Here is a 13,014-nt window from a genome sequence, read left to right as displayed (position 1 = left end):
CAGTACTTTCGAAACATGTCTTCCGACGATATCGATCCGGGCGTCCGCGAGCTGCGGGACCCGAAGGCGATGCGCGCGATGGCCCATCCGGTCCGGCTCCAGGTGTTGGAGATCCTGGGCGAGGAGGGGCCGTTGACGGCAACGGAGCTCGGCGAGCGGATCGGCGAGAGCCCCGCGAATACCTCGTTTCACCTGCGTACGTTGGCGAAGTACGGGTTCGTCGAGGAGGCCGAGCGAGGCAAAGGGCGGAGCAGACCGTGGCGTGAGGTCAGAGGCGGATTGCTGGTTCGTGAGGAAGAGTTGGACGGCGAGGCGCGACGCGCAGCGGTCGCGATGGCGAGGGCCAGGCGAGCGAACCTGCTCCGCCGAATCGAGCGCTGGGTGGTGGAGCGGTCCAGCTATTCCAAGCCCTGGCAGAAGGTCGGCTTCGAGATGGAGTTCCAGACCCGGATGACGGTCGAGGAGCTGAAGAAGGTGAGCCGGCAGATCGGGGAGATCCTCGAGCCGTTCAAGCGCCCGGCGGGCGATGTTCCGGGGAGTGCCAAGCCCGTGACGATCGCCGTGTGGGGTTTCCGGACCGACGCTCCGGACGCTGGCGCTCGCCGTCGGAGCGCCAGATGATGCCGAGGCCGGCGGGTGGGGTTGCGGCAACCCCGCACCGCTCGCGGCACGTCCCTGTTGCGCGCCATCTCCATCGTGTCGGCGGCGGATCGTGTGTCGTTCCTCGCTGTCGTCGGTCTGTTCGCGGTCTCAGGTCTCGGCGTAGCCGGTTTGGTCCTGATCGGCAACGTCCTGCTGCACGAGCTGATCGCTGACGGCGCGGGCTCGAGCGTGTCGTCCCGGATCTGGTGGCTGGTTGCGGCCGCAATCGGGGTTGCCGGAGCCGTCTCCTTCGCGGGGGCGGCAGGGGCGGGCATGCACCGCCTGCTCGCCGAGCGGACTATCCGGTACTGCGACGAGGTCGTACTGCGACTCACGGGGCAGGTACCGCTGCGAGAGTTCGACTCACCCACGTTCCACGACAGGCTGGAGCGTGCGCGCAACGGCACCCAACGCGCGCTCCCTCTCGCGATGGCGGTACCCCAACTCCTCGGCGCGGTCGTCGGATGCGTCGGTCTCGCGGTTGGTCTCGCCGTCGTGAGTCCGTGGCTGGTGCCGATCACCCTGTTGGCCAGCCTTCCGCTGTGGCTGGCCGGCAGGTCCAACAGCGAGGAGATGTACTCCTTCAGCTTCGGTGACACTCCCAATGACCGCGCACGCTTCCATATCCAGCGGATCACCAACGATCGCCAGTCAGCACCCGAAGTGCGGGCCTTCCGACTGGCGCCGTACCTCCACATGCGGTGGTCGAAGCTGTACGACGAGCGGATCGACGGCATCGCCGCACTGGTGCGCCGGTTCATCCGCCGCTCGGCGCTGGGAAGTCTCGTCGGCTCGATCGTGCTCGGCGGGGTCATTCTCGTGGTCCTGTACTTCGTGCGCCGCGGCGACCTCAGCCTCGGATCGGCGGCCACCGCCTGCGTCGCCGTGCTCCTGCTCGCCAACCGATCACAGCAGGCAGCAACGAGTCTCGCCCAGACCATGGAACACGGGCTCCTTCTCGAGGAGTTCGTCCAGCTGCGCGACTGGGCCCAGCGGACGCAACCGGAGCGGTCGGCTGAGGTGGAGCCATTCACCAAGCTGACCGTCGAGGACGTCTCCTTCAGCTATCCGTCCGCCCCCAACGTGGCCCTCGATGGCGTGAAATTCGATATCGCCACCGGCGAGGTCGTCGCGATCGTCGGGCACAACGGGTCCGGCAAGACCACGCTCGCCAAACTGCTGTGCGGCCTGTACGAACCGACGGGCGGCGTGGTGCGGTGGGACGGCCGACCGCTGGCGGAACTGACCCGCGACGGCGGGTTGTCGTCGGTCGGTGTGGTGTTCCAGGACTTCGGCCGGTACTGGTTCTCTGCCGCCGACAACATCGGCCTCGGCGACGTCGACCGGGTGGGCGAGCGCGCGGCGATCGAGCGGGCTGCCAGACAGGCGGGCGCCGAGGAGTTCCTCACAAAACTACCCAACGGCTTTGACACCCCGCTCGGCGTCGAAGTCGAAGGCGGTGCCGACCTGTCCGTTGGCCAGTGGCAGCGCGTGGCGATCGCGCGGGTGCTCTTCCGGCAGGCGGCGTTCATTGTGCTCGACGAACCGACCGCCTCCCTCGACGCCGAGGCCGAGGCGGCACTCTTCCAGACCATCCAGGACCTTCGCGCTGGTCGTACGATCGTCCTGATCTCGCACCGGTTCTCGACGGTACGCACTGCCGACCGCATCCTCGTCCTCGACCAGGGCCGACTGGTCGAGCAGGGCCCGCACGACGAGCTGATGGCACTCGACGGGCACTACGCCCGCATGTACCGGCTCCAGGCGAGCGCGTACGCCGACGCGTAACCCGACCTGTTGGAGGTCTGTCGGGATAGAAGGCGACGGACCTCCAACGCTTGGCGGCGAGCGCCCCCACGTCTCGGAACGCACGCCGTCACGCCCGGTTGCGTTAGAAGGGAGCCATGGCGGGTTCGGCGTCAGCGCTGGGTGGTGCAGGGCTGGGTGGTTCAGCGCCGGGTGGTGGTTCGGGTCGGATGGTGTAGGTGTGGCCGAGTGGACTCTGGGCGGTGAGCTCGCCTGGCCGGTTCTGGGTCCACCACCAGCCGGCTTCGTGTTTCGCCCGGTGGTGCCGTCGGCACAGGGGTGCGAGGTTGCAGGCGCAGGAGGGGCCGCTCAGTCGGTGTTCGACCGTATGGTCCAGGTCGCACAGGGTGACTGGTCTGGAACAGCCGGGTTGGGCGCAGGTGCGGTGCATCGCCTGGATCAGCCGCCGTTGGGCGGCGGTGGGTTTGTAGCGGCGGCTGCTGGCCTGGTGGTAGACGGTTCTGCCGTCGAGGGTGACGGTGCGGCAGTACTCGAACCCGCCGGCTGCGGCGGTCTTGATGTCGTCGATCACCGCCGGGGTGATGGCGCCGAGGCCGGCGAGTTCGCCTGTCTTCTCGCCGAGGCGGAGCCAGGTTTCGAGGTCGGCGATGAGTTCGACCTTGGCCACCAGGTGCTCATCACCTGTCTCGACACGCTGCCCGCCATCACCGGGGTCATCCAGGTCAATCCCGGTGTCGAGACCTGACCATGCCGTGCCGGCGGTGACGTTCGCACGGCCGCCGAGGTCGATGCCCGCGGCAGGTCCCTGCGAGTCTGCGTGATCGGACGGCCCTGCGTGATCAGAGGGTCCTGCGTGATCAGAGGGTCCTGTGTGATCGGGGGACCCTGCGGTTCGGTTGGGGGCAGTCGTCTCGGCGCCGGTGGCAGGTCCGTTGGTGGATCCGGGCGTAGCGGGGTTGGGGCGGCGGCCGCGGAGCAGGTCGAGGAACACGTCGGCTTCGATCTGCGCCAACGTCCTGCCATCACCATCGCTCTTGATCCGTCTGGCGAGGGTCTTGACGAACACCCGCGCCGCCGCGGTCCCTGCCATCGGCAGGTCCTGACCCGTGATGCTGCCCGTGCCGTCGGGGTTCGCGCCGAACCGGATCCGCCTACCCTGCTGCGCCTCCCGCCGACGCTCCTCCGCACCGCCCGGGTCGAGCTCCAGCACCTTCCGCCGGAGCCGCCGCACCAACTGCGCCCGAGTCATACCCATCCCCGACCCAGCGTCGGCGGCGAGGATGAACTCCTCCGCCACCCGCGCAAGCTCCGGTGACAGGCCGCACGTCTCCTCGACGATCGCCCGCGCCTTGCCCAGATTGATGGTCCCCGCCGCGAGTGCGGCCCGAGTGCCTGGGAGTCGTTCGGTCAACTCGTAGGCGAAGGACAGTTCACGATCAGCCGACCCCGGCGACAAACACAACGCCGCACCCACCTCAGCCGAGGCGAACTCACCAAAACACCGATCCAGCTCGGGCGGCGAATCCGGCTCACACGCAGGAGACCGAGCCACATACGCCATCGCCTCATACAGCTGCGCGTTCGACCACGACACCTGCCGCTCCCACGCCGCCATCACCAGAACCCGCACATGACCATTCACCGCAGCAACATCGATCCCCGCCAACACCGAAGCAAGCTCAGGACCCGGCGCAGCCGAAGCCAGCGCCGAGAAGTCCACACGCTCGTGTTCGAACATACCAGCGAGTCTACCAGATTTGTGATCAGCGACAGAGCGGGAAATGCCTTGTTTTCAAGGAATCCGCCGACCGATCGCCGGTCATCGCCCGAGCCTCGCGAACAGGTCGCGGCGGTCAGCGGTAGCCGCGGGCCTGGATGTCGTAGAGCTCGGCGTACCGGCCGGCGTTGTGCATGAGCTCCCCGTGGCTGCCCTGCTCCACCACGCGGCCGGCGTCGAGCACGATGATGTGATCTGCCGTGCGCATGGTCGAGAACCGGTGCGAGATCAGCAATGTGATGCCTCCTCGGGACCGCCGGTCCCGGGCCGCAGCCGTGTAACGCGCGAACAACGCGTCCTCGGTCTGCGCGTCGAGCGCGGCGGTGGGTTCGTCGAGGACGGTGAGCAGGGGATCGGGCCGCATCAGTCCGCGCGCCAGCGCGACCTTCTGCCACTGGCCACCTGACAGGTCGGTGCCGCCCGGCCAGGTGGTACCGAGTTGGGTGTCGAGCCCGGCCGGCAGTGTACGGATGAGGTCGCCGGCACTCGCGGCGGCCAGCGCTTCGGCGGCTGCGGGGCTGTCGTCGAACCGCGCGACGTCCCCGATCGTGACCGCCTGTCGCAGTGGCAGCTCGAACCGGGCATGGTCCTGGAACGCACCAGCACAGCGCTGCCGCCACGCTGTCAAGTCCAGCTTGCGCAGGTCGATCCCGTCAACCAGGACGGCGCCACTCGACGGCACGTACATGCCGCAGAGCAGCTTGACCAAAGTGGTCTTGCCGGCACCGTTCTCGCCGACGATGCCCACGACGCTGCCCGCGGGCAGCGTCAGGGACAGCTTGTCGAACACCACAATGCCGGTGCCGGGATAGCCGAACGTCACGTCCTGCAGGGCGATCCCGTCCACCAGTGTCGTCGGCACCTCGACGGGGTTCGCGGTGAGGGTGCGTCGTTCGGCGTCGGCGCGATCGAGCAGCCAGACGAACCTCGCGCCGATCCCGAGGCAGTCGACGAGCCAGCTGACCATCCCCACGACCAGCCCGAGGTTGCCGCTCAACGACTGGGCGAGAACGAACGTCAGCGCGAGGTCGCCCACGCTCGCCGCGCCGGTGACCACGCGGTAGCCCACCAGCAACAGCGCGCCGGCGAACCCGATCGCCATCAACAGGGTCGTGGCGGCGATCCGGCCGGCGCCGGCCCATGCCGTCCGGACCCGGACCCCGTGCTCGCGCCGCCAGGCCTCCCGGCTCAGCCGGAGGAGTTCGCCGGCGAGCCCGAAGACGCGGATCTCCTTGCCCGGCGAGGCTTCCGAGCCCAGGGTGACGAGATGGCGTTGCCGGCGGCGGTACTCGGCCGTCGCTTCCTGCGCGTCGCGCTCTCGCACCGCGCCGGTGTGGGCGGCCCATACGGCCGGTACGCCGAACAGCGGCAGCACCAGCAACAGCGGATCAACCGAGAGCAGCAGCACGACGGTCAACGCGGTCTGGGCGACCGCGCCGATCGTCTCGGCCAGCGCCTCCAGCGTCCAGTGGACGATCCAGGCCTCCTTGCGGAGCGGGTCGAGCTTGTCGAGGTAGTCCGGGCGTTCCAGGTGCTCGATACCGTTCATGCCGGCCGACGCCCTGATCAGGCGTTCCTCGAAGATGATCCCGGCCTTCTCGTGGAACGTCTGCTGGAGTCGCATGCCGAGCCCGCCGGCGGCCCAGCCGAGCACCTGGGTGAGCACCAGCAGGCTCGCCGCGAGGCCGACCGTGCCGGCCTGTCCGCCGATGGCCCCATCGATGAAGTACTTCAGCCACAGGGCGCCGAGGCTTCCCGTCACCCATCCGACGGGGATGAGCAGCATCCCGCCGGCCGCGAGTGCCGGGTGCGAGCGGACCGAGATCCGTACCGTGAACCAGAGGGTACGCAGCAGTCCCGGCAGGTCCCGGTCCTTGGCACCGTCGGCGCCGTTCAACGAAGAGACGTGGGCCTCGTCCGTAGGCGTACGCGTGCTGTCAACCATGGCTTGCTCCCGTCTCGAATCGCTGTGCCTGCAGGCGAAACATCCCGGCATAGACACCGCCGGCGGCCAGCAGTTCGTCGTGCGTACCGACCTCGACCACCCGCCCACCCCCCACCACCGCGATCCGGTCCGCCCGCCGAACACTCGACAGCCGGTGGGTGATCAGCAGGGTCGTCACCCCGGTCGTGAGGTCGAGGCTCGGATCTCCCAGGGGGCCGACACCCTGGAACCCCCGAAGAGCGAAGTCGAAGAGTTCGGCCTCGGCGCGGACGTCGAGCGCGGCGGTCGGCTCGTCGAGCACCAGCAGTCGGGCTCCACCCTCCGCCGCTCGCAGGGCCCGGGCCAACGCGATCCGCTGCCACTGCCCGCCGGACAGGTCGATACCGCCGCGGTACTGCCGCGCGAGCACGGTGTCCCACCCCGCCGGCAGCCCGGTGATGAGGTCGTGCGCACCGACCCGATCCGCGGCCCGGCGCGCAGCACGGGCGGCGGCCTCGGCGTCGTCGAGGGCGGCCACGCGCCCGAAGCCGATGTTGGCCCGGGCGCTCAGTTCGTACCGGACGAAGTCCTGGAAGATCACCGCCACCTGGGACCGCCACGACGCGAGGTCGAGGTCGCGCAGGTCGTGGCCGTCGACGAGGATCGCGCCCTCGTCCGGGTCGTAGAGGCGCGTGAGCAGCTTGAGCAACGTCGTCTTGCCCTCACCGTTCTCGCCGACGATCGCCAGGGACTCGCCGGCGCGGATCTCCAGTGAGAGCCCGTCCAGCACCGGCCGGTCGTGACCGGGATAGTGGAATCGCACATCGGCCAGGCGGATGTGCGCGCGCGGCATGCCGGTGGCCGCGACCGTGCCGACCGCGGCGAAGCTCAGCGCCGACGTCCGTGCCGGCAGGGCGCGAAGGTGGGGGAGTGCGGCGGCACCCTGGCGTACCCACCAGGTGGCGAAGAGTCCGCTGCCCAACAGCTCGATCGCGTAGATCGCCTGGACGACCACCGTCAGCCCGGCCGCGTCGATCCGTCCCTCGACGGCGGCGGACGCCAACGCGCCGAGCACGATCCCGGTGGCGACGGCGATCGACGCGATCGTGGCGAGTACGGGCCGAAGCTTCGCCCGGCGAGCCCGCCAGACCTGCCGGCCGAACTCCGTGCGGTAGTGGCGGGTCTCCGACGACAGGAGGTCCACCAGCCCGAAGAGCCGCACCTCCTTGGCCGCCGGCGGGTCGTGCGAGAGGTTCGCGAAGTAGTTGGCCCGCCTGACCAGCGGGGCGTACTCCTCATGCTTCTCGATGGCGGCGTGCTCGTTGCCGGCCATCCACACGTGCGACGCCAACGCCCCGGCCACCAGCAGGACCGGCGCCCACCAGGCGAAGCCGGCCAGCAGGACCGCCGCTCCGGCCGCCGTGACCACCTTCGAGACCATGGAGCCGAACTCGGTCACGATCCGGGTCAGGGGCGCGAGGTCGGCCCATTCGTACTCCCCGGCGCGCTGGATCTCGTTCGCGGTCTCCGCATCCTCCAGGTGCGCGATGCCGGGCGGCGAGAGCGTCGCGTCGAGCAGGCACTGGCGGATTCGCTGGGCCACCATCGAGCCCAGGCCGGTCGAGACGGCGACGCGGATCGGTGCGAGCAGTTGCCCGGCGCCGAACGCCACCCCGACGAGGAGGATCGCCAGAGCGAGGTCGTACGCCTGCGCCGACCCGACGCCAGCGTCGAACGCGGCTGGCGCGCGGGCGACGGCGAGGCCGGTGGCGGCCATCACGAGCGGGCTGAGCAGGCCCTCGACGGTCGCGAGGGCGAGCAGCCCGGCGAAGCGTGGCGGCGACGTGCGGGCGACGAACCCGACGAGCAGCCGGAATGCCGTGGCGAAGGAAGCGGTCGTTTCGTGGGACACGGTTGTCCTCTGTGAAGGGGAGGGTGTGCTCCTGCGGCGGACACACGCGGCTAGCGCCGCAACCACTCGAGAACTGAGCGGGCGGCGAGGACAGAGCTTTCGCGCGGCGGGCCGACCGGACGTCAGGTTTCGACGCCGATGGGCAAGACCGTAGCCTCGACGTCGAGTCCGCGCATCCGGTTTGTTCGAGCGGAGGCCACAGATGGAGTACGCCACCTTCGGTGGGACCGGCGCGACCGTCAGCAGGATCGGCTTCGGCGGCGCCACGCTCGGCCTGACCAACTACGTGTCGGCGTTCGACCCGAAGGACGCGGGCGACCGGGCCCGGATGTTCGAGGCCATCGAGATCGCCCTCGACGGCGGGATCAACTACTACGACACCGCACCCGGCTACGGCAACGGTGTGAGCGAGCAGGTGCTCGGCGAAGCACTGCAGGGTGTGACGGCCAGTGGCGGCCACCCGCTCTTCGTCGCCACCAAGGTAGGTTACGGCGCGCGCGGCGACGTCCGGGCATCCCTCGAAGCCAGCCTCACCCGGCTGCGGCGGGATTCCGTCGACCTGCTGCAACTACACGGCGAGTCCTGGACGACGCAACAGACCGACGAGATCCTCGCGCCCGGTGGCATGGCGAAGCAGCTGCTGGCGCTCAAGGGCGAGGGTCTCGTGAAGCACATCGGCTTCACCACCGAGGACAACAACGACTCCGTCTACCGGATGATCGGAAGCGGCGCCTTCGACACCATCCAGGTCTGCTACAACCTGCTCTTCCAGCATCCGTACGAACCGAGCCGTCCGTTCGGCGCCATGCTCGAGGCCGACCGGCATGGGCTGGGAATCGCGACGATGCGCACCACGACGTCAGGGACGTTGCAGCGCTGGGTCCAGCTGGTCAACCCGGCCAACACGTTCGACTACTCGGGCGCGCTGGTGCAGTTCGTCCTGTCCAATCCGTACGTCGACGTGGCGCTCGTCGGCATGCGCGACGCCGACGTCGTGCGGGCCAACCTCGCCCTCGCCGACGACCTCGACGGCCGGATCGGTCTGGATGCCCTCCACGAGAAGTACGTGACGCCTGGCCAGCCTGGTCGCGCTCAGTAGGTGAGGGCGATCTTCAGTGCGCTGGCGGGATCGTTGTCCAGCCGTTCGTAGGCCTTGGGTGCCTGCCGGAACGGCACCCGGTCGGTGAGCAGCGGCTCGACCACGAGCCGGTCGGAATAGATGAGGTCGACCACCGTGCGTGCGATCCGGGCCCGGTTCCAGAGCGGGTGGTCGCGGTGCGGACAGCCCCAGACGCCCATGCTGGACACGAGGTTCGGCCGGTTGTGGTGCCACTCCTCGCCGAGCCTGAGGTCGGCGGCGCCGCCCTGGTAGAAGCCGGCCGCGACGACCGTGCCGCCGACACCGACCGAGGCGATCGCGCCGTGCAGTCCGGGATAGGTGCCGGAGGTCTCGATGGCGATGTCGGCGCCGCGGTTACCCAGCGCCTTCTTCACCTGGTAACCGATCGGCTGGTCGCCGGCCGTCGGGTCCAGCGCCTCCGCCGCGCCGAGCCGCACGGCCAGGTTGCGGCGTTCGGCGTGTGGTTCGACGACGGCGACCGGATCCGCGCCGTTCATCCGCGCGAGCTGGGCGACGAGCTGGCCGATCACGCCCGCGCCAGACACCACGACGGCGTCACCCACCTTGATCCGCGCGTCGTGGACGGCCTGCAACGCGACGCTGGCCAGACTGACGAACAGGCCTCTCTCCACGTGCGTGCGGGGAAGCTTGCAGGGCGGATAGAAGTCCGTGTGCGCGTCGAGCGCGACGATCGGCTCCTCCTGGTGCGCCTGCCCGGTGTGGAGGATGTCGCCCACCGCGACGCCGTCGACGCCCGGACCGACCTCGACGACCTCACCCACCAGGTCGTAGCCCAGCTTGGCCGTCCGGCTGGACTCCTCGGAGGGTACGAAGACCCGCAGCTGCGGGTCGAAGCTCCGCGTGGCGAACGGTGCGGTGCCACGGTAGAGGTTCAGCTCCGTGCCGTGGCTGATGCCGCTCACGAGGGTGCGCAGCCGCACTTCGCCGTCGCGAAGAGGTCGGTGTTCGGTGACGGCGAACTCGAGCGTGCGCGGCGCGGTCAGGACGAGACAGGTGGCCACGGTGATCCCTTCGGTGGTCAGGCTTTGAGGCTACCGGCGGTCAGGCCGGCGATGAATCGACGTTGCAGGACCAGGAAAAGCACGAGCACCGGGCCGATCATGAAGAGACAACCGGCACTGGTCAGTCCCCAGTCGCGGGAGAACTGGCCCTGGAAGCGAGCAGGCTGGTCGAGATCGGCTTCAGTGCCTCGTCATCGATCAGGGTGGTGGCGAAGAAGAACTCGTTCCAGGCGAAGAGGCCCGTGGTCAGCGCCACGACGAGCAGGCCCGGTCGCGCCAGCGGCAGGATCACCCTGCTCATCACCGCCCACTCGGTGGCGCCGTCGATCCGGGCGGCGTCGTCGATCTCCTGCGGGAGCGTTACCAGGAACGCCCGCAACAGCAGCGTTCCGAACGGTGTTCGGCACCGGACGCGCTGTCGCGCCCGCCGGCATGCCCACCTGGGACGACTATCCGGTCCGCGAACGCCTGGCCGAGCGGTACGACGCCCCCACCTGGGTCGACAACGACGTGAACATCATGATGCTCGGCGAGCATCGTGAAGGCGCGGCGAAGGACAACGACAACGCCGTTTGCATCAAGCTGGGCACGGGAATCGGGATTGCCCTTGTCTCCGAGGGGCGTCTGCACCGCGGCGCCCAGGGATGCGCCGGGCGGCTGGGCAACCTCCTCCACCTCGCGATGAGCCTGCGCCAGTCAGATCTCCCGCCGCCCGGTGACACGGCCGGCCAGTGGACAGCCGCCGCGGTCGTCCAGAAAGCCAAGGAGTACGCCGCGGACGGCACCAGCCCGTGGCTGGCCAAGGTCGTCGCGCAGGGCGAAACCGTCACCGCGCAGACCGTCGCACAGGCAGCCGCCCACGGTGACACGGCCTGTCTGGGCCTGCTGCGCGAGGTGGGTGCGATCGTCGGGACGATGCTCGCGACCGTCGTGAGCCTGCTCAATCCGTCCGTCCTGGTGATCGGCGGCGGAATGAGTGCGAGCGGCGACTTCTTCACCGCGGCCATCCGGGAGGCGGTCCACGGCCAGGCCGTCCCCCTGGCCACCCGTGACCTGCGGATCGTCACGGCCCGGCTCGGCTCGCGGGCCGGCGTCGTCGGCGCTGCGGCGATGGCGCTCGACCAGCTGTTCAGCGCCGAGAACCTCGATGCGACGGTGACCAGGGGTCTCGAACTGTCCGACCATCGCTGATCACGCGGTGGGTATGGCGCCGCCGTCCTCGTGGTAGGAGAAGAGGTATGGCGCGCTCGATCTGGACTGGGTCCCTGAGCTTCGGACTGGTGAACGTACCGGTGGGCCTGCTGAGCGCCACCGAGCAGAAGGACGTCGCCTTCCACCAACGGGAGAAGGGGACGAATGCCCGCATCCGCTACAAGCGGGTCGCCGAGGACACCAACCGCGAGGTCGACTACGACGACATCGTGAAGGGTTATGAGCTTTCCGGCGACACATTCGTCACGCTCACCAAGGACGAGGTGGGTGCCGCCGATCTCGGCAGGTCCAGGAACATCGAGATCACCGACTTCGTCGACATCGCCGAGGTCGACCCGATCTACTTCGAGAAGACGTACTACCTCGCCCCGAAGGACAAGAGCGCGCACGGTGCGTACGGCCTGCTGCGTGACGCGATGGCACAGACAGGACTCGCGGGAGTTGCGTCGTTCATCATGCGGGGCAAGGAATATCTCGCGATCATCCGCACCTGGAAGCGCGTGCTCGTCCTGGAGACGATGCTCTTCGCCGACGAGGTACGCGACCCCGAGGACGTGATCGACGAGCTGCCGCGTGCGCACAAGAAGGACTCGCGGGAGATGAAGGCGGCGGTCAACCTCATCGAACAGCTCACCACGCAGTGGGATCCCGAGCGCTATCACGACACCTATCGCGAACGCCTGTTGGGAATCGTGCGCGACAAGGCAAAGGGTCGAGAGGTCTCCGTCGAGGCACCCGGACCCCGCAGGGAGAAGGTCGTCGACCTCATGGACGCCCTGCAACGCAGCATCGACGAAGCCAAGGGCAAGGGTTCGCGCGGGCCACAGGAGAAGGCCCGAAAGGCATCGGGTACGACAAAGAGCGCCGCCGCCAAGTCGCGCGCCCGCAAGAGCGCCGACGTCACGGGCCTCAGCAAGCAGGAACTCTATGACCGGGCGGCCAAGCTCGACATCGCCGGCCGGTCGAAGATGAGTCGCGCCCAACTCGAACGCGCCGTCGCCAAAGCGTCCTGACCTCCTGCTCAGGTGGCGGGGCGGAGGACATAGGTCCGGCCCTCGTGGCCCCACTCCCCGATCTCCGGGCGCAGTCCCCGGTCGATTGCCCGGATGCTGGGTCGGCCGATGTGGGCGTAGACGAGCCGGCGTACACCATGGCGGGCAGCGGCAGCGCCGACGTCACGCACGCTGGCGTGACCCCCGACGTCGCCGCGGAACCTGATCGGCCGGTCCCAGGAAGCGGCCTCGGCGAACATCAGGTCCGCAGCTGCGGCCCACGACGGAAACTCCCAGAATTCCGGCGCCCACACCACCACCAGTCCGGGGGTGACGATCCGATATCCGTACGCCGGATGGGACGTGTGCACGACCGGGTGGCGGAGCACCTCGAGGTCGTCGTACGCGAGGCTCGCCGCCCTGGGTTCGGTGCCGAGTTCGGCGGCCATGTGACGAAGGACGGAGCGAAGCTCGGCGTGTTCGTCGGTGACGAGCCACGCGTCGATGCGTCGCGGTAGCGCCGGGGTTCTCGTTCCGCCGTCGAAGACGATCCGGTGCCCGGCGTACCGCAGCACGAGGCCGGCGGGCGCGAAGCGCGGCGAGTTCATCGCGCCGACCCCGAGCAGTGTCAGTCGCAACCGCGACG

Annotated in this window: 11 protein-coding genes; 5 read left to right on the top strand and 6 right to left on the bottom strand. The window is 69.1% G+C overall.

Going from position 1 to position 13,014, the window contains the following annotated elements; translation table 11 throughout:
* The first annotated feature begins 15 nt into the window (after positions 1–15).
* Together ABN034_RS28330 and ABN034_RS28325 are read left to right on the top strand one after the other, a co-directional pair.
* Positions 16–621 (top strand): ArsR/SmtB family transcription factor, encoded by a 606-nt coding sequence (locus ABN034_RS28330; RefSeq protein WP_349694038.1) that lies wholly within the window; start codon positions 16–18, stop codon positions 619–621.
* 75 nt (positions 622–696) lie between these two features.
* Positions 697–2,430, top strand: coding sequence for an ABC transporter ATP-binding protein (locus tag ABN034_RS28325; protein WP_349694037.1), 1,734 nt, complete (start codon positions 697–699; stop codon positions 2,428–2,430).
* Positions 2,431–2,533: 103 nt separating this feature from the next.
* Here ABN034_RS28325 and ABN034_RS28320 read toward each other — a convergent pair whose 3' ends face one another.
* The 3 genes from ABN034_RS28320 to ABN034_RS28310 all read right to left on the bottom strand — a co-directional run bounded on the left by ABN034_RS28320 (position 2,534) and on the right by ABN034_RS28310 (position 8,022).
* On the bottom strand, positions 2,534–4,147 hold the full coding sequence (locus tag ABN034_RS28320; RefSeq protein WP_349694036.1) for an HNH endonuclease signature motif containing protein: 1,614 nt from the start codon (positions 4,145–4,147) through the stop codon (positions 2,534–2,536).
* 115 nt (positions 4,148–4,262) lie between these two features.
* On the bottom strand, positions 4,263–6,131 hold the full coding sequence (locus ABN034_RS28315) for an ABC transporter ATP-binding protein (RefSeq protein ID WP_349694035.1): 1,869 nt from the start codon (positions 6,129–6,131) through the stop codon (positions 4,263–4,265).
* Positions 6,124–8,022, bottom strand: a complete 1,899-nt coding sequence (locus ABN034_RS28310) for an ATP-binding cassette domain-containing protein (protein WP_349694034.1) — start codon at positions 8,020–8,022, stop codon at positions 6,124–6,126. The genes ABN034_RS28315 and ABN034_RS28310 overlap by 8 nt, the downstream gene beginning before the upstream one ends.
* Positions 8,023–8,224: 202 nt before the next feature.
* On the opposite strand from ABN034_RS28310, the gene ABN034_RS28305 reads away from it, so the two are divergent.
* Complete coding sequence (locus tag ABN034_RS28305) at positions 8,225–9,121, top strand: aldo/keto reductase (RefSeq protein ID WP_349694033.1); 897 nt, start codon at positions 8,225–8,227, stop codon at positions 9,119–9,121.
* On the opposite strand, the gene ABN034_RS28300 is transcribed toward ABN034_RS28305, so the two are convergent.
* Positions 9,115–10,164, bottom strand: a complete 1,050-nt coding sequence (locus ABN034_RS28300) for a zinc-binding dehydrogenase (RefSeq protein WP_349694032.1) — start codon at positions 10,162–10,164, stop codon at positions 9,115–9,117. The genes ABN034_RS28305 and ABN034_RS28300 overlap by 7 nt on opposite strands.
* Before the next feature lie 121 nt (positions 10,165–10,285).
* Positions 10,286–10,543 carry an ABC transporter permease subunit gene (locus tag ABN034_RS28295; protein WP_349694031.1) on the bottom strand — a complete coding sequence of 86 codons (258 nt, stop codon included), beginning with the start codon at positions 10,541–10,543 and terminating at the stop codon, positions 10,286–10,288.
* Between the two features lie 17 nt (positions 10,544–10,560).
* Here ABN034_RS28295 and ABN034_RS28290 point away from each other — a divergent pair, with 17 nt between their 5' ends.
* The gene (locus tag ABN034_RS28290; RefSeq protein WP_349694030.1) at positions 10,561–11,355 is read left to right on the top strand and encodes an ROK family protein; all 795 of its coding nucleotides are present in this window, start codon (positions 10,561–10,563) and stop codon (positions 11,353–11,355) included.
* Between the two features lie 47 nt (positions 11,356–11,402).
* Positions 11,403–12,389, top strand: coding sequence for a non-homologous end joining protein Ku (ku, locus tag ABN034_RS28285; RefSeq protein ID WP_349694029.1), 987 nt, complete (start codon positions 11,403–11,405; stop codon positions 12,387–12,389).
* An 8-nt stretch (positions 12,390–12,397) separates the two neighbouring features.
* On the opposite strand, the gene ABN034_RS28280 is transcribed toward ku, so the two are convergent.
* Positions 12,398–13,006: an MBL fold metallo-hydrolase gene (locus tag ABN034_RS28280; RefSeq protein ID WP_349694028.1), complete on the bottom strand. Its 609-nt coding sequence runs from the start codon at positions 13,004–13,006 to the stop codon at positions 12,398–12,400.
* Positions 13,007–13,014: the final 8 nt, after the last annotated feature.

It is taken from the genome of Actinopolymorpha sp. B11F2 (genome assembly GCF_040195635.1).
GTDB lineage: Bacteria > Actinomycetota > Actinomycetes > Propionibacteriales > Actinopolymorphaceae > Thermasporomyces.
The sequence above is the reverse complement of the archived record's forward strand: the minus strand, read 5'-3'. Positions and strand labels throughout refer to the sequence as shown.